Origin of the sequence: Pseudomonas sp. BTN1 (genome assembly GCF_001907715.1) — a bacterium.
Taxonomy (GTDB): Bacteria; Pseudomonadota; Gammaproteobacteria; order Pseudomonadales; family Pseudomonadaceae; genus Aquipseudomonas; species Aquipseudomonas paracarnis.
In genome coordinates this window covers 22,736-39,671 of sequence record NZ_MPBM01000077.1, presented here as the reverse complement: position 1 = coordinate 39,671, position 16,936 = coordinate 22,736, and the positions used below count along the sequence as shown (strand labels likewise).

Sequence of the window (16,936 nt, the reverse complement as noted above, 5' to 3'; positions counted from 1 at the left end):
AAGTGTAAATTCAAAGACTCACGGCGTTATTACGTTCGGACTGCTTCAGATAAGCCGTCAACTCCCGGGCCTGCAGCGGTTTGCTGTAGTGATAACCCTGCCCTTCATGGCACCCCTCGGAGATGATGTAGGCCTCCTGTTCGGCGGTCTCCACCCCTTCGGCAATCACCTGCATGCCCAGGCTTTTACCCAATTGGATAATGGCGCGCACGATGGTTGCGTCATCGTCGTCGTCCTGCAGGTCCTGGACGAAGCTCTTGTCGATCTTGATCTTGTCCAGTGGCAGGCTTTTGAGGTAACTCAGGGAGGAATAGCCGGTGCCGAAGTCATCAATGGCGATCAGCGCCCCGGAGCGACGCAGGCTCAGCAGATGCTGAGCGGCGGTGCTAATGTCTTCCATCAGGCCGGTCTCGGTGACTTCCAGCTCCAGGCTGCGTGGCGGTAGGCGATAGATCTGCATCAGGTTGTTGACCACCCTCGGCAACTCGGTGTGGTGCAGTTGCACCGTGGACAGGTTGACGGCCATGCGCAGCGCCGTGAAACCCTGGTCATGCCATTCGCGCAATTGCCGGCACGCTTGGTCCAGCACCCATTCGCCAATGGGAATGATGGTGCCGTTCTGTTCCGCCAGCGGGATAAACAAGTCCGGCGGTACCAGCCCATGTTCCGGGTGTTGCCAGCGCAGCAGGGCCTCCACGCCGACCACCTGATGGTCGCGATAGCTGATTTGCGGTTGGTACACCAGGTGGAACTGCTCGCGGCTCAGGGCATCGCGCAGGTCTTTCTCCAGTTCACGGCGCCGGCGCATTTCGCTGTCGACGCTGGCGATATAAAACTGATAGCGGTTGCGCGAGCGGCTCTTGGCCAGGGTCATGGTCTGCTCGGCTTTTTGCAGCAACTTCTCGGTGCTGTCGCCATCTTCCGGAAACAGCGTGATGCCGATGGTGGCGCGCAGGCGGATCAGGTCGTGGTCGAGGGCGAATTCAGCCTCCAGGTCATCGAGGATGCTTTGTGCCAGTTCGGCGGCCTCGTAGGGCTGGTCGATATCGGCTTGCACCAAGGCGAACTGGTCGCCGCCCAGGCGGGCGAGCGTGCCCAGGCGGCCACTATGGGCGCGCAGGCGGTCGGCCAGGGCCAGCAAGAGTTTGTCGCCGGCCTGGTAGGTGAATTGCTCGTTGACGCTCTTGAAGTCATCCAGCCCCACGCATAACACCGCGACACGGCGTTGCCGGCGGCCAGCGTCCGTTAGGATCTTGTCCAGTTGCGCCTGCAACTTCTGGCGGTTCGGCAGGCCGGTCAGGAAGTCGTACTGGGCCATGCGCAACAGGCTGGACTCGGCCTCGTGCCGCAGGTGGGTATTGCGCTCAATGGATTCGAGCAATTGGTTGGCGGTGTTTATCCACTGCCCCAGTTCGTTGCGTTCATGACCCTTGAGCTGAGGGATCTTGTGCTCGCTGGGGCGGTCCGGGTTGATCGAGGTCAGGTGTTGGAGCATCCGCGACAGCGGTTTGGTCAGCATCCAGTGATACACCAGGTACAGCACCAGCCCCATGACCAGGGCGCGCAATACGCCCGAGATAAAGATGATGACCGAGCTGACCAGAAAACTTCGGCCATAGGTGGCGGTGTCGAGGGTGATGCTCAGGTCGCCGTAATATTCGCTGTAGGGGCCCTTGCCGACTAACGCGGTAGTAAAGGATCGTTCCTGGCCAAGAATCAGGTCGGTCAGCCAGCGGCTGGGGGACCGCTGTAAAGGGCGGCTTTTTTCCGCCAACATGGTCTCGTTGGGATGGCCGATAGAGGCCATGCGCACAGCATCGTCCTGGAACAGACCTTCGATCACCTGCATGCCCATCTCGCGATCCAGGCTGTACACGGCCTGGGTCGAGGGGTCGCGAAACATGTCGAGGATGCGCTGGGCATCGCCCGCCACGGCCTGGCGTGTCTTGTAGGCATCAAAAACGATCTGCGCCACGCTCAGCGCCACACCCACGATCAAGGCCGACAGCAGCACAACCCGTAGCAACTTCACCGACAAGCTGTTCTTGAGTTCCAGCTTCAAAGGGGCATTCCTTGTCTCATGCGGGTGGCCGTCAATATGCCATGAGTATTGGCAATCTGGGGAGGGCAGTCAAAGGGACATTACTGTGGGAAGGGGGGTGGCGCTTTGCAGCGACGGTGGGCAGGAAAACGGCGGATGGAATCCGCCGTGAATGTTGCCTTGCGGGGGCAAGTGGTTGTTTGATTAAAAATTAATCTGTGGTGGGGCAGATGACTGTGGATCCGCGCCCAGTTGGCCGCCTTGGGCTCCGTCCGTGACACGGTCCATCACGTCCTTGAGTAGATCCATTCCCATCTCGGCCGCTTTTCCTGCAATGGGCAGTGCCACCGAGGCGGCGGCGCCGGCGGCCATCATCGAAACTGGTTCCATAGTTGACTCTCCTGCGTTGGACGAGAGGTGTATTCCTCTCTTCGACTACGTGGCCGGTTCGTCTCAATGAGTTCCATTTTTTCGGCCGATCCACACTCGTCGCCCAAAAAAAAGCCCGGCAATCGCCGGGCTTTTCCTACTGCAAGCATCGCTTAGGCAGTGAAGGCCTTGCCTTCGAACTGCTCAGCCACGAACTTCCAGTTGACCAGGTTCCAGAACGCTTCCACATACTTTGGACGCACGTTGCGGTAGTCGATGTAGTAGGCGTGTTCCCACACGTCGCAGGTCAGCAGCGGGGTGTCGCCGTTGGTCAGCGGGTTGCCGGCGCCGATGGTGCTGGCCAGGGCCAGGGAACCGTCAGCCTTTTTCACCAGCCAGCCCCAACCGGAACCGAAGGTGCCAACCGAAGTCTTGGTGAACTCTTCTTTGAACTTGTCGAACGAACCGAACGCAGCGTTGATGGCTTCAGCCAGCGCGCCGGTTGGTTGACCGCCGGCGTTTGGCGCCAGGCAGTTCCAGTAGAAGGTGTGGTTCCAGACCTGAGCGGCGTTGTTGAAGATACCGCCCGAGGAAGACTTGACGATCTCTTCCAGGGTCTTGCCTTCGAACTCGGTGCCAGGCACCAGGTTGTTCAGGTTCACGACATAGGTGTTGTGGTGCTTGTCGTGGTGGTACTCCAAGGTTTCCTTGGAGATGTGCGGCTGCAGGGCATCGTGTGCGTAGGGCAGCGGCGGCAATTCGAAAGCCATGATGATTCTCCTAATCAGGTCAGTTGCGGTGAGCGCAAGGCCGATCACGGGCGGCCAAACATGCGCCGGGGAGTTTGTACTCTTTGCGGCGCAGGGGTCCGATCATAGCACCGGGGGTGCGGCATAACCACGCAACAACTGTGTGGGATAGAGGTTCCAGAGCGTTTTGGAATATTGCTCAGGCGCTGATCAGTTGATAGGCCACCCAGAACATCATTACTGCGACCAGCAGGTCCAGCAGGCGCCAGGTGGCCGGACGTGCCAACCAGGGTGCCAGCCATGCCGCGCCCAGCGCCAGGGTGGAGAACCACAGGAACGAGGCACTGGCTGCTCCGGCTACATAAGCACCCGGTTCGGTTTGTTGCGCGCCCAGGGAACCGATCAGCAGGACGGTGTCCAGGTAGACATGGGGGTTGAGCAAGGTGACTGCCAAGGCGCTCAGCAGCACGGCGCGCATTGAGCGTGTCTTGAGGCTGTCGCTTTGGTCCAGGCTCTGTTTCGAGCAGGCCCTGCGTAGCGCGCATGCGCCGTACCAAAGCAAGAACGCTGCGCCGCCCCAGCGTGCCACCGCCAGCAGTATCGGGCTTTGCGCCAGCACGGTGGCCAGCCCGAATACCCCGGCGGCTACTAAAATCGCATCGCACACGATGCACAGCGCCGCCACCGGCAAATGATGTTCGCGGCGCAGGCTTTGTGCCAATACAAAGGCATTTTGGGTGCCGATCGCCATGATCAGGCCGAGGGCGACCAGCAATCCGTTCACATAGCTTTGCCACATAGGGTTTACTCCGCGTTCGCTGCCAATTGCCGTAATACGTCCATGGCCCGCTGGGCATCGGCGCGGCCGACGAACAGGTGGTCGTGGTAGTAGCCGGCGATCACGTTGCAACTGATACCGGCTTGGCCCAGCGCGCTGGCGAAGGCGGCGGTCAGGCCCACGGCTTCAAGGGCGGAATGCACATTCAGGGTGATCCAGGCGGCGAGATAGTCGAAGCTCAACCCAGCCTGTTCGGCCTGTTGTCGTTCGACAATCACCGTCAGCCCTTCCTGTTCACGAAAACTGCCGATGACCTCGCAGCCCGCAGGGATACGGTTGTCGGGAAGGGTGCAGAACACATAGTCGCCGTCATTCAACTGCGGGCTCATGCTGCGCAATAAAGTGGTCAGGGCGGTTTCGCCAGCCATGTGAGGTTTCCTTAAGTGGGGAAGCAATGCTGGTCATTTTCACGGGAGAGCCTGTATAAGAAAAACCAATATTGCTGATCGCTCATTAGAGAAACTGATGTTCGACTATAAATTGCTTTCTGCCCTGGCGGCGGTGGTGGAACAAGCCGGCTTTGAGCGCGGTGCCCAGGTGCTGGGGCTGTCGCAGTCAGCCATCTCTCAACGCATCAAGCTATTGGAAGCGCGTATTGGCCAGCCGGTGTTGATACGCGCCTCGCCGCCGACGCCCACCGATATCGGCCGGCGCTTGCTCAACCATGTGCAACAGGTGCGCTTGCTGGAGCGTGACCTGCAAAGCCAGGTGCCGGCCCTGGACGAGGAGGGCATGCCCGAGCGTCTGCGCATTGCCCTGAATGCCGACAGCCTCGCCACTTGGTGGGCCGAGGCGGTCAGCGACTTCTGCGCCGAACAGCATTTGCTGCTGGACCTGGTGGTCGAAGACCAGACCGTGGGCCTCAAGCGCATGCGCGCCGGTGAAGTGGCGGCCTGCATTTGCGCCAGCGAGCGTCCCGTGGCCGGTGCCCGCAGCCTGTTGCTGGGCGCCATGCGTTATCGGGCCCTGGCCAGCCCGGCCTTTCTGGCGCGGCATTTTCCTGGGGGCGTGCGGGCTGACCAATTGGCGCGCACGCCTGCGCTGGTGTTCGGCCCGGATGATTTCCTGCAGCACCGCTACCTGGCGTCCCTGGGCGTGGACGGTGGTTTCGAACACCATCTATGCCCGTCATCCGAAGGCTTTATCCGCCTGACAGAAGCCGGCCTGGGCTGGGGCCTGGTGCCTGAATTGCAAGTGCGTGACCAGTTGGAAACCGGCGTGCTGGTCGAGTTATTGCCAGATAAGCCCATCGATGTGCCGCTGTACTGGCATCATTGGCGCAGTGGCGGGCAACTGTTGGGCTTGCTGACCGACCATCTGGCCGATGTGTGTGGTCATTGGTTGGTGCCGTTGGAGTGATGGCGCGCGTCAAGGCAATAGCGATGAAAAACGAAAGAACACGGAGTACGACATGAAAATTCTGGTCACCGGCGCAAGCGGCTTCATTGGCGGGCGCTTTGCGCGCTTCGCCCTTGAACAAGGCCTGGACGTGCGGGTCAACGGGCGGCGCGCCGAGGGTGTGGAGCACCTGGTACGGCGCGGTGCCGAGTTTATCCAAGGTGACTTGAATGATGCCGACCTGGTGCGCGACCTGTGCCGCGATGTTGAAGCCGTGGTGCATTGCGCCGGCGCCGTCGGGCTGTGGGGCAAGTACCAGGACTTCCACCAGAACAATGTGCTGGTCACCGAAAACGTCGTCGAAGCCTGCCTGAAACAGCGCGTCGGGCGCCTAGTGCACCTGTCGTCGCCGTCGATCTACTTTGACGGTCGCGACCATCTGGGGCTCACCGAAGAACAAGTGCCCAAGCGTTTCAAGCATCCCTATGCCGCCACCAAATACCTGGCTGAGCAGAAGGTCTTTGGCGCCCAAGAGTTCGGCCTGGAAGTGATAGCCCTGCGCCCACGGTTTGTTACCGGGGCCGGCGATATGAGCATCTTCCCGCGCCTGCTGAAAATGCAGCGCAAGAACCGCCTGGCGATCGTCGGCGACGGCTTGAACAAAGTCGACTTCACCAGCGTGCATAACCTTAACGAGGCGCTGCTCAGCAGTTTGCTCGCCACTGGCTCGGCCCTGGGAAAAGCCTACAACATCAGCAACGGCGCACCGGTGCCGATCTGGGATGTGGTGAACTACGTGATGCGGCAAATGGAGCTGCCCCAGGTGACCCGTTACCGCTCCTACGGTGCGGCCTACAGCGTGGCGGCCCTGAATGAAGCCTTCTGCGCGATGTGGCCGGGGCGGCCGGAGCCGGCGTTGTCGCGCCTGGGCATGCAGGTGATGAACAAAGATTTCACCCTCGACATCAGCCGCGCCAGGCATTATCTCGACTACGAGCCCAAAGTCAGCCTGTGGGCCGCGCTCGACGAGTTCTGCAGCTGGTGGAAAGCCCAGGACCCGGGCCGCCAATAAGCTCATAAGCAGCAACACTTCGGGAACCCAATTCCAGGTTCCGAGTCGATCCATGCGCCGGGAGTGCGGTTTATACTCCTGCCGCTCGGCTTTGCAGCCAGCCATCTCATTGATTCAGGGTAGATTCATGCGTAACGATGCTAAAGACGACTTCGACAACGTTCCCAGCCTGCGGGCCGACCTTGGGGATGACGATGATTTCGTGCCGACCCCTGCGACGTCGGTGCGTTCGCGAACGACGCCTGTGGTCAAGGTCAAGAGCGCCAGCACTGGCCCGTTGTGGGCACTGGTCGGCGCGCTGTTGATTGCCTTTGCAGGCCTGGCCTGGTGGAGCTTCCAGCAGATCTCCCTGATGGGCCAGCAGTTGGTTGCCACCCAGGAAAGCTTTGCCCGCATCAGCGAGGAAGCGGCGGGGCGCCTGCAGGCGATTTCCGGCAAGGTCGTGGCCAGCGAAGCCAATGTGAACAACGGCAGCGAAGCGTTGAAGCTGCAGATCAAGCAACTGGAAGCCCAGTTGCAGGAACAGGGCAAGCAACAGTTGGGCGTCGCGGGTCAAGCCACTGAACTGGACAGCCGCCTGGCCCAGATGAGTGCCAGCACCGCCGAACTGACAGCGGCCAATACCAAGCTGCAAGGCCAGGTGCAGGCCCTTACTGACGCTGTCGCCAGCCTCACGGCAGCACAGGCCGAGACCAAGGGTCTGGCCACCGATGTGGCGGCCTTGAAGAAACAAGGCAACCCTAGCGCGGCCATCGCCCGTCTCGAGCAGGACTTGCTGGTGCTCAAGAGCGCTCAGGAAAACCAGCCGGCCAATATCGACGCGCCGACCAACAAGGAATTCGACGTGTTCCGCATCCAGACCACGCGCAATATCACCACCTTGCAGAGCCAGGTGCAGAACTTGAATCAGCGTCTCAATGCGCCTGCTGCGGCCACACCACTGGGTCAATGAACGCGAAATCGTCCTCTGTAGGAGCGAACAGCTCGCTCCTACATGGATTGTCACCGCTCGGTGACATTTCTTCTCCCCTTCGTTACTTGCCCATCCCGCGCCCTTGTTTAGACTCCGGTCATCCCAAAAAACAATAAGGGCCACCCATGACCACCCATCCACTGCCTGCCAGCAGTTGGCTGAATGCACCTGCCCATCACGCTTGGCTCGCCGCAGAAGGCCAGCGCCTGTTGGCGTTCGCCAAGGCATCGCGCCTGCCGGACGGTTTCGGCAACCTCGACGATAAAGGCCAGTTGCCGGCCACTGCCCGCGCCGAAACCATGAACACCGCGCGCATGACACACAGCTTTGCCATGGCCCATGCCATGGGGTTGCCGGGTTATGCCGAGCTGGTGGCGCACGGTGTGGCAGCGCTCAGCGGCCCGCTGCGTGACAGTGAGCACGGTGGCTGGTTCGCCGCGCCCCAGGCGGCTGATGGCAACACCGGCAAGGCCGCCTACCTGCACGCCTTCGTGGCCCTTGCCGCCAGCTCTGCCGTAGTGGCCGGCGCGCCGGGTGCGCGCACATTAATGAACGACGCCGTCCATATCATCGACCAGTTCTTCTGGAGCGAAGAGGAGGGCGTCATGCTCGAATCCTTTGCCCGAGACTGGAGCGGCGTCGAAGCCTACCGTGGCGCCAACAGCAACATGCACGCCACCGAAGCCTTCCTGGCGTTGGCCGATGTCAGCGGTGATACACGCTGGCTGGACCGTGCGCTGCGTATCGTCGAGCGGGTGATCCACACCCACGCCGCCGACAACCAGTTTATGGTGATCGAACATTTCGACGCGCAGTGGAAGCCGTTGCTCGGTTACAACCAAGACAACCCCGCCGATGGCTTTCGCCCTTACGGCATCACCCCAGGCCATGGTTTTGAATGGGCGCGGTTGCTGCTGCACCTGGAAGCTGCGCGCCTTGAGGCCAAGTTGGCCGCGCCGGACTGGCTGGTGAGCGACGCCAAAGGCCTGTTCGCCAGTGCCTGCGAGTACGCCTGGGCGGTGGATGGTGCGCCGGGCCTTGTCTACACTTTGGATTGGAACCTGCGCCCGGTGGTACGCGAGCGCCTGCACTGGACCCATGCCGAAGCCAGCGCCGCTGCTCAGGCGCTGCTCAAACGTACCGGTGAGCTGCATTACGAAACCTGGTACCGACGTTTCTGGGAGTTTTGCGAAACCCACTTCATCGACCGGCTCCAGGGCAGTTGGCACCACGAACTCAGCCCGCACAACCAACCCAGCAGTAATATCTGGGGCGGTAAACCTGACCTGTACCATGCCTGGCAAGCGGTAGTGCTGCCTGCACTGCCCTTGGCACCCAGCTTGGCCAGTGCATTGGGCGGCGGATGCTATGTCACCAAGTGGTGACATTTGTGCGTCCCTTTGTTACCTGCGCCCTGAAAATCCATGTTTAAACTCCGTGCAGCGCAAGCTCTAGACTTGCATGCATAACAACAAGAAAAGGTACTCAGATGAACGCGATTAATCGCCTCGCCGTCGCTATTTCCATTGCCTCGTTGTTCCCCCTCAGTGCATTTGCCGCCGACTCCAAAGGTACGGTGGAAGTGGTGCATTGGTGGACCTCGGGCGGTGAAAAAGCGGCTGTGGATGTCCTGAAGGCCCAAGTTGAGAAAGACGGCTTTACCTGGAAAGACGGTGCTGTAGCAGGCGGCGGTGGCGCCACTGCCATGACCGTGCTCAAAAGCCGCGCGGTTGCTGGTAACCCGCCAGGCGTTGCCCAGATCAAAGGCCCCGACATCCAGGAATGGGCGTCGACTGGCCTGCTCGACACCGACGTGCTCAAAGACGTCGCCAAAGAAGAAAAATGGGATTCGCTGCTCGACAAGAAAGTCTCCGACACCGTGAAATACGACGGTGACTACGTGGCAGTGCCGGTGAATATCCACCGCGTGAACTGGCTGTGGATCAACCCGGAAGTCTTCAAGAAAGCCGGCATCACCAAGAACCCAACCACCCTCGAAGAATTCTATGCAGCGGGCGACAAGCTCAAGGCTGCAGGCTTCATTGCGCTCGCCCACGGCGGCCAGCCTTGGCAGGACAGCACCGTGTTCGAAGCGGTGGTGCTCTCGGTGATGGGCGCCGATGGCTACAAGAAAGCCCTGGTCGACCTGGATAACGGCGCATTGACCGGCCCGGAAATGGTCAAGGCCCTCACTGAACTGAAGAAAGTCGCGACCTACATGGACGTCGACGGCAAGGGCCAGGACTGGAACCTGGAGGCTGGCAAGGTCATCAACGGCAAGGCCGGCATGCAGATCATGGGTGACTGGGCCAAGTCCGAATGGACTGCGGCCAAGAAAGTCGCCGGCAAGGATTATGAGTGCGTAGCGTTCCCGGGCACTGATAAAGCCTTCACCTACAACATCGACTCCCTGGCGGTGTTCAAGCAGAAAGACAAAGGCACTGCCGCGGGCCAGCAGGACATCGCCAAAGTCGTGCTGGGTGAAAACTTCCAGAAGGTGTTCAGCATCAACAAGGGCTCGATCCCTGTGCGTAACGACATGCTGACCAAGATGGAATCCTACGGCTTTGATTCCTGCGCCCAGACCGCCGCCAAAGACTTCCTGGCCGACGCCAAGACTGGCGGCCTGCAGCCAAGCATGGCGCACAACATGGCCACGACCCTGGCGGTACAGGGTGCGTTCTTTGATGTCGTGACCAACTTCATCAACGACCCGAAAGCCGACCCGGCCGATACCGCCAAGAAGCTTGGCGCGGCGATCAAGTCGGCCAAGTAACAGCTGTGGAGCGGGTTTGTGTGGGAGCGGGCTTGCTCGCGAAAGCGGTGTATCAGACAGCATGTTTGGTGACTGACCCGCTGCATTCGCGAGCAAGCCCGCTCCCACACGAGCCGCGTACCAGACGGTTCATCTTGTAGTCCTTTTTCCCTGTACTGGATTTTCCCATGAGTTCTGTTGCTGTGTTCAGCAAGGCCTCGCCATTCGATGTGCTGCAGCGCTGGCTCCCTAAACTGGTGCTGGCGCCGAGCATGTTCATCGTGCTGGTGGGCTTTTATGGCTACATCCTGTGGACGTTCGTGCTGTCGTTCACCACCTCGACCTTCCTGCCCAGCTACAAATGGGCGGGCCTGGCGCAGTATCAGCGGCTGTTCGACAACGACCGCTGGTGGGTGGCGAGCAAGAACCTGGCCGTGTTCGGCGGCATGTTCATCGGTATCACCCTGGTGATCGGCGTGCTGTTGGCGATTTTCCTCGACCAGAAAATCCGCCGCGAAGGCTTTATCCGCACCATTTACCTGTACCCGATGGCGCTCTCCATGATCGTCACCGGTACCGCCTGGAAATGGTTGCTCAACCCGGGCATGGGCCTGGACAAACTCCTGCGGGACTGGGGCTGGGAAGGCTTCCGTCTCGATTGGCTGATCGACCCGGACCGCGTGGTCTACTGCCTGGTGATTGCCGCTGTGTGGCAAGCCTCCGGCTTTATCATGGCGATGTTCCTCGCCGGCCTGCGCGGTGTTGATCAGTCGATCATCCGCGCTGCGCAGATCGACGGCGCGAGCCTGCCGCGTATCTACTGGAGCGTGGTGCTGCCCAGCCTGCGTCCGGTGTTCTTCAGTGCGGTGATGATCCTGGCGCACATTGCGATCAAGAGCTTCGACCTGGTGGCGGCAATGACCGCAGGTGGCCCGGGCTATTCGTCCGACCTGCCGGCGATGTTCATGTACTCGTTCACCTTCAGTCGCGGCCAGATGGGCATGGGCTCGGCCAGTGCAATCCTGATGCTCGGTGCGATCCTCGCGATCATCGTGCCGTACCTGTATTCCGAGCTGAGGACCAAGCGTAATGACTAGTCTCGCCGCCAAACCTGCCATCAGCCTGAGCCGCATCGCGATCTACGCGGTGCTGATCCTGGCGGTGCTGCTGTACCTGGTGCCGCTGGTGGTGATGCTGCTCACCAGCTTCAAGACCCCGGAAGACATCAGCACCGGTAACCTGCTGAGCTGGCCCACCGTGGTCAGCGGCATCGGCTGGGTGAAAGCCTGGGCCACCGTGGATGGCTACTTCTGGAACTCGATCAAGATCACCGTTCCTGCTGTGCTGATCTCTACCGCTATCGGCGCCTTGAACGGCTACGTGCTGTCGTTCTGGCGCTTCCGCGGTTCGCAGCTGTTCTTTGGCCTGTTGCTGTTCGGCTGCTTCCTGCCGTTCCAGACCGTGTTGCTGCCCGCGTCGTTCACCCTCGGCAAGATGGGCCTGGCCAGCACCACCACCGGCCTGGTGTTTATCCACGTGGTCTACGGCCTGGCGTTCACCACGCTGTTCTTCCGTAACTACTACGTGAGCATCCCGGATGCGCTGATCAAGGCCGCACGCCTGGACGGAGCGGGGTTCTTCACCATCTTCCGCCGGATCATCCTGCCGATGTCGACGCCGATCATCATGGTCTGCCTGATCTGGCAGTTCACCCAGATCTGGAACGACTTCCTGTTCGGCGTGGTGTTCTCCAGTGGCGACTCCCAGCCCATCACGGTGGCGCTGAACAACCTGGTCAACACCAGTACCGGGGCCAAGGAATATAACGTGGATATGGCGGCGGCGATGATCGCCGGGCTGCCGACCCTGCTGGTCTATGTGATCGCAGGCAAGTATTTCGTGCGCGGCCTTACGGCTGGCGCGGTCAAGGGGTAATCATGGCTACGCTTGAACTTCGCAATGTAAACAAGACCTATGGCGCCGGCCTGCCCGACACCTTGAAGAACATCGAACTGTCGATCAAGGAAGGCGAGTTCCTCATCCTGGTCGGCCCGTCGGGCTGTGGTAAATCCACGCTGATGAACTGCATCGCTGGCCTTGAGACCATCACCGGCGGCGCGATCATGATCGGTGATCAAGACGTGAGCGGCATGAGCCCCAAGGACCGTGACATCGCCATGGTGTTCCAGTCCTACGCGCTGTACCCGACCATGAGCGTGCGCGAGAACATCGAGTTCGGCCTCAAGATCCGCAAGATGCCGCAAGCCGACATCGACGCCGAAGTGGCGCGCGTGGCCAAGTTGCTGCAGATCGAACACCTGCTCAACCGCAAGCCGGGCCAGTTGTCCGGTGGCCAGCAACAGCGCGTGGCCATGGGCCGTGCCCTGGCGCGCCGGCCGAAGATCTACCTGTTCGACGAACCGCTGTCCAACCTCGACGCCAAGCTGCGCGTCGAGATGCGTACCGAAATGAAGCTGATGCACCAGCGTCTGAAAACCACCACCGTCTACGTGACCCACGACCAGATCGAAGCGATGACCCTGGGCGACAAAGTGGCGGTGATGAAGGACGGGATCATCCAGCAATTCGGCACGCCAAAAGAAATTTACAACGACCCTGCCAACCTGTTTGTGGCAAGCTTTATCGGTTCACCACCGATGAACTTCGTTCCCATGCGCCTAAAACGCCAGAACGGTGATCTGGTGGCGGTGCTCGACAGCGGCCAGGCCCGTTGCGAGTTGGCGTTGGGCATGAATGACGCCGGGCTGGAAGACCGCGATGTGATCCTGGGCCTGCGCCCGGAGCAGATCGTGCTGGCAGCGGGCGAGGGTAATGGCTCGTCGAGCATTCGTGCCGAAGTCCAGGTCACCGAGCCGACCGGCCCGGACACCCTGGTGTTTGTGCAGCTCAACGACACCAAGGTCTGCTGCCGTTTGGCGCCGGACGTGGCACCGCAAGTGGGCGAGACCCTGACCTTGCAGTTCGACCCGGCCAAGGTATTGCTGTTTGACGCCAAGACCGGTGAGCGGTTGGGCACAGTGGCTTCATTGCCGGCACAGGGGCATGCCGACAATGTGACCCAGTTCAAGGGCCGTTAAGCAAGATAAGTGATTGTTTTAATTAAAAAATGTAACCCGCGTTAGATAAAAACAGTTTAATAACAATAAAGACGAGGATGTAGGGATGAAAAAGCAACACAACAACACCCGGCTGATCTGCCAATTGTCAGCGGCAGCAGCCCTTGTATTGTCCGCCAATGCGATGGCGGCCGATGCATTCAGCGCTGATTCCAAGTGGATGACCGGCGATTGGGGCGGCGAGCGTACCAAGCTGATCGAGCAAGGTATCGACATCAAGGCCGACTACGTGGGCGAGATGGGCTACAACGCCCACGGCGGCTACAACGACGACAAGACCGGTCGTTACTCCGACCAGTTCGGTCTGGGCGTGGCACTGGACCTGCAAAAACTGTGGGGCTGGGATAACACCCAGGCCAAGATCCAGTTGACCAACCGTAATGGCCAGAACATCTCCAATGACCGCATTGGCGACCCGCGTGCCGGCACCTTGAGTTCCTCGCAAGAAGTGTATGGCCGTGGCCACATGGTGCGTTTGACCCAGTTCTGGATTCAGCACCAGATGTTCGACAACAAGCTGGACGTGAAGCTCGGTTACTTCGGTGAAGGCGAAGACTTCAACACCTTCCCTTGCGACTTCCAGAACCTGTCGTTCTGCGGCTCCCAGGTCGGTAACTACGTCAATACCTGGTACAACTGGCCGGTCGCCCAGGCCGCTATCCGCGTGAAATACAACATCACGCCTGAGCTGTATGCGCAAATCGGTGCCTACAACCAGAACCCGTCGCAGCTGGAGCACGGCAACGGCTTCAAACTCAGCGGCAGTGGTACCAAGGGCACCGTGATTCCGGTGGAATTGGTCTGGTCGCCGAAGGTTAATAACCTGCCGGGCGAATACCGTGTGGGTTTCTATAAAAGTGCGGCCGATGCTCCGGATGTACGTGAAGACGTCAACGGTAACGATGCGGTCCTCAGCGGCGCCGACTTCCGTACCCGCAGCAGCAAGAAAGGCTACTGGTTCGTTGCGCAACAGCAACTCACCACCCATAACGGCGACGCTTCCCGTGGTTTGAACATTGCCGCCAACGCGACCTTCCATGACAAGGAAACCAACCTGGTCGACAACTACCAGTCGTTGATGCTCGTGTACAAAGGCCCATTCGACGCGCGTCCAAAAGATGACGTCGGCATTGGCGTCGCTCGCCTGCATGTCAACAATGATGTGAAGAAAAACTCGGAGCTGCTCAACGACGCCAGGGGCGTGAGCGACTACGACAATCCGCTGTACACGCCGATTCGTGAGACTGAGTACAACGTCGAACTCAACTACGGTTTCCACGTCACCAACTGGCTGACTGTGCGTCCGAACCTGCAGTACGTTGTCCAGCCTGGCGGCGTGGATAAAGTCGACAACGCGCTGGTAGCGGGCCTGAAAATTCAGTCTACGTTCTAACGCTGTTGCGATAAGCTCCTCTCTCTGTGCGCATTTGCGGGTAGCCATGGCTATCCGCTTTTTTTTGCGTGGCACTGTGATATTCGGGACCTGGGCACATGCACGAGCAACCGCTGCAACGCTTTTTCAAATCCCTGCGCGAGCGTCCGGTGTTCGCCTGGGAGCGCTTTCAGATGCGCGATGTATTGGTGATCGACCATCCGCTGTGCCAGGCGGTGTTCAGTCGCCAGGGTGCGCAATTGCTGCACTTTCAACCCACCGGCCAAAAGCCGTGGCTGTGGTGTGCCGCCAAATGGCCGCAAGTCGGGGCTATCCGTGGTGGCGTACCGGTGTGCTGGCCGTGGTATGGCCGTCACCCCAGCGAAAATGCCTGGCCTTCCCACGGTTGGGCCCGCTTGATCGACTGGAAACTGCTCGACAGCAGCACTGACGATGACGGCGTGCGCCTGCACTGGCAATTGCAGCTGTGCGACTGGCAGGTGGACTTGCACGCACACTTGGGCGAAACCCTGGAACTACGCCTGAGCACCGAGCATCACGACGAGCTGCCGTGCCAGTTGAGCCATGCATTGCACGCTTACTGGCGTATTGGTCACGTTGATGAGGTAGCGCTGTCTGGGCTCGAAGGCGCGCAAGGTTATGACCAGCTCAATCGCCAGGTTTGCCAGCAGGAAGGTGAATTACGGGTGGATGGCGGATGCCAGCGGGTGTTCCAGCATGAGGGCGAATTGCAGCTCAAGGACCACGCCTGGCAGCGTGAACTGTGCATCGATACCGGCGACAGCGCCGACACGGTGGTGTGGCACCCGGGGAGCCGGCCGCTGTTGGGCGTGAGCTTTAACGAAGCGTCGGGGTTTGTGTGCGTAGAGGCGGCGATGGCGGCGGCGAGCCTGGCGCCGGGGGAGAGGGCGCATTTGAGTTTGCAGGCCAGGGCAGGGGTTTAGCGGTGTGGCTGATGGCGCTATCGCAGGCAAGCCAGCTCCCACCTTTGGAATGCATTCCCCTGTGGGAGCTGGCTTGCCTGCGATAGCGCCGGTACTGCTGGAAGAGCTGCCTGCTAGTTGAATTCATGATCGTTCCCACGCGTGGAAATGCAGCCTATGACGCTCCGCGTCACGACGCTAAAGGCAGACGCAGAGCGTCCAGTGAGGCATTCCCACGCGGAGCGTGGGAACGATCAGTTGACACGGATTTAGTTGAACTCATCCCCCACCGGATACCGGCTGTCATTCAAGCTCTCTTTGATCTTGCGCAAATGCGGCTGGAAATCCACCCCGCGACGCAAGGTCATGCCGGTCGCCAGCACATCCAGCACCGTCAACTGGATAATCCGAGAAGTCATCGGCATGTAGATATCCGTGTCTTCCGGCAGCGGGATGTTCAGGCTCACCGTACTGGCTTTGGCCAGCGGCGAGTTTTCGGCGGTCACGCCCAGCACCGACGCACCGTTTTCCCGAGCGATACGCGCCACTTCCACCAGTTCGCGGGTACGGCCGGTGTAGGAAATGATCACGAACAACTCACCGGTGTGCGCCACCGAGGCGATCATGCGTTGCATCAGCACGTCGGCGTGGGCGGTCACTGCCAGGTTGAAGCGGAAGAACTTGTGCAACGCATCCATGGCCACCGGGGCTGAAGCGCCGAGGCCAAAGAAGTGGATCTGCCGTGCCTGGATCAACAAGTCCACGGCCTTGCTGATCAGCGCCGGGTCCAGGGCCTGGCAGGCACTGTCCAAGGAGGCAATGGCGCTGCCAAAGATCTTCTGCGTGTAGGCCTCGGGGTTATCATCGGCCTCCACGGCGCGGCTGACATACGCGGCGCCACTGGCCAGGCTTTGCGCCAACTGCAATTTGAGTTCAGGGTAACCGCTGACACCGAACGAACGGCAGAAGCGGTTGACCGTCGGTTCACTGACCGAGGCGGCCTGGGCGAGGGCGGCGATCGAGAAGCGTGTGGCCTGCTGCGGGTTGAGCAGGATCACTTCAGCGACTTTGCGCTCGGCCTTGTTCAATTCTTCGAGGCGGTTCCGGATCTGTTCCAGAAGATTTCGCACGCGGTCCATTCAGTCTTTCCTTCGGGCGACGATGCAAATAAAAAGGCGGTAACCAATCGATGAGTGGCTTTTCGCGGTGGCCTATCCTACTGAGGGTAGCTGAACACCACCACTCGCAATGCGTATTTCGGGAAAATGTTGTGGTTATTACTACATTTTTCCTTGAGTGATGCCTTGAAAAAAGGTATTTGTAGCTTAACTTGATAAAAGAACAAACA

16 protein-coding genes are annotated in these 16,936 nt (G+C 60.0%); 10 read left to right on the top strand and 6 right to left on the bottom strand.

The window, feature by feature from the left end; all coding sequences use genetic code 11:
* Positions 1 to 10: 10 nt before the first annotated feature.
* The 5 genes from BMH52_RS27785 to BMH52_RS27765 form a co-directional block, all read right to left on the bottom strand.
* Positions 11 to 2,062 carry a bifunctional diguanylate cyclase/phosphodiesterase gene (locus BMH52_RS27785; protein WP_014719673.1) on the bottom strand — a complete coding sequence of 684 codons (2,052 nt, stop codon included), beginning with the start codon at positions 2,060 to 2,062 and terminating at the stop codon, positions 11 to 13.
* Positions 2,063 to 2,245: 183 nt separating this feature from the next.
* Complete coding sequence (locus BMH52_RS27780; protein WP_073845675.1) at positions 2,246 to 2,431, bottom strand: hypothetical protein; 186 nt, start codon at positions 2,429 to 2,431, stop codon at positions 2,246 to 2,248.
* 152 nt (positions 2,432 to 2,583) lie between these two features.
* The gene (locus BMH52_RS27775; RefSeq protein ID WP_014719672.1) at positions 2,584 to 3,180 is read right to left on the bottom strand and encodes a superoxide dismutase; all 597 of its coding nucleotides are present in this window, start codon (positions 3,178 to 3,180) and stop codon (positions 2,584 to 2,586) included.
* Positions 3,181 to 3,358: 178 nt separating this feature from the next.
* Positions 3,359 to 3,958 carry a LysE/ArgO family amino acid transporter gene (locus BMH52_RS27770; protein WP_014719671.1) on the bottom strand — a complete coding sequence of 200 codons (600 nt, stop codon included), beginning with the start codon at positions 3,956 to 3,958 and terminating at the stop codon, positions 3,359 to 3,361.
* Positions 3,959 to 3,963: 5 nt separating this feature from the next.
* The gene (locus tag BMH52_RS27765) at positions 3,964 to 4,365 is read right to left on the bottom strand and encodes an ACT domain-containing protein (RefSeq protein ID WP_014719670.1); all 402 of its coding nucleotides are present in this window, start codon (positions 4,363 to 4,365) and stop codon (positions 3,964 to 3,966) included.
* A gap of 97 nt (positions 4,366 to 4,462) precedes the next feature.
* Here BMH52_RS27765 and BMH52_RS27760 point away from each other — a divergent pair, with 97 nt between their 5' ends.
* The 10 genes from BMH52_RS27760 (at position 4,463) to BMH52_RS27715 (ending at position 15,609) form a co-directional block, all read left to right on the top strand.
* Complete coding sequence (locus BMH52_RS27760) at positions 4,463 to 5,356, top strand: LysR family transcriptional regulator ArgP (protein ID WP_003193773.1); 894 nt, start codon at positions 4,463 to 4,465, stop codon at positions 5,354 to 5,356.
* A 52-nt stretch (positions 5,357 to 5,408) separates the two neighbouring features.
* Positions 5,409 to 6,407: an NAD(P)-dependent oxidoreductase gene (locus BMH52_RS27755; RefSeq protein ID WP_032902766.1), complete on the top strand. Its 999-nt coding sequence runs from the start codon at positions 5,409 to 5,411 to the stop codon at positions 6,405 to 6,407.
* A 127-nt stretch (positions 6,408 to 6,534) separates the two neighbouring features.
* A complete protein-coding gene (locus tag BMH52_RS27750) occupies positions 6,535 to 7,359 on the top strand; it encodes an ATPase (RefSeq protein ID WP_014719668.1) in 825 nt (274 codons plus the stop codon).
* A 146-nt stretch (positions 7,360 to 7,505) separates the two neighbouring features.
* Positions 7,506 to 8,765 carry an AGE family epimerase/isomerase gene (locus BMH52_RS27745; protein WP_073845673.1) on the top strand — a complete coding sequence of 420 codons (1,260 nt, stop codon included), beginning with the start codon at positions 7,506 to 7,508 and terminating at the stop codon, positions 8,763 to 8,765.
* Positions 8,766 to 8,869: 104 nt separating this feature from the next.
* On the top strand, positions 8,870 to 10,156 hold the full coding sequence (locus BMH52_RS27740; protein ID WP_003193767.1) for an ABC transporter substrate-binding protein: 1,287 nt from the start codon (positions 8,870 to 8,872) through the stop codon (positions 10,154 to 10,156).
* A 167-nt stretch (positions 10,157 to 10,323) separates the two neighbouring features.
* Positions 10,324 to 11,232, top strand: a complete 909-nt coding sequence (locus BMH52_RS27735) for a carbohydrate ABC transporter permease (RefSeq protein WP_003193765.1) — start codon at positions 10,324 to 10,326, stop codon at positions 11,230 to 11,232.
* Positions 11,225 to 12,070, top strand: coding sequence for a carbohydrate ABC transporter permease (locus tag BMH52_RS27730; protein WP_003193763.1), 846 nt, complete (start codon positions 11,225 to 11,227; stop codon positions 12,068 to 12,070). Before BMH52_RS27735 ends, BMH52_RS27730 begins: the two co-directional genes overlap by 8 nt.
* A 2-nt stretch (positions 12,071 to 12,072) precedes the next feature.
* On the top strand, positions 12,073 to 13,233 hold the full coding sequence (locus tag BMH52_RS27725) for an ABC transporter ATP-binding protein (RefSeq protein WP_072435172.1): 1,161 nt from the start codon (positions 12,073 to 12,075) through the stop codon (positions 13,231 to 13,233).
* Positions 13,234 to 13,318: 85 nt separating this feature from the next.
* On the top strand, positions 13,319 to 14,665 hold the full coding sequence (locus BMH52_RS27720; RefSeq protein ID WP_003193760.1) for a carbohydrate porin: 1,347 nt from the start codon (positions 13,319 to 13,321) through the stop codon (positions 14,663 to 14,665).
* A gap of 98 nt (positions 14,666 to 14,763) precedes the next feature.
* The gene (locus tag BMH52_RS27715; protein WP_014719664.1) at positions 14,764 to 15,609 is read left to right on the top strand and encodes a D-hexose-6-phosphate mutarotase; all 846 of its coding nucleotides are present in this window, start codon (positions 14,764 to 14,766) and stop codon (positions 15,607 to 15,609) included.
* Positions 15,610 to 15,857: 248 nt separating this feature from the next.
* Here the strand turns inward: BMH52_RS27715 and BMH52_RS27710 are convergent, their stop codons facing one another.
* The gene (locus tag BMH52_RS27710) at positions 15,858 to 16,718 is read right to left on the bottom strand and encodes a MurR/RpiR family transcriptional regulator (protein ID WP_169856377.1); all 861 of its coding nucleotides are present in this window, start codon (positions 16,716 to 16,718) and stop codon (positions 15,858 to 15,860) included.
* Positions 16,719 to 16,936 lie beyond the last annotated feature (218 nt).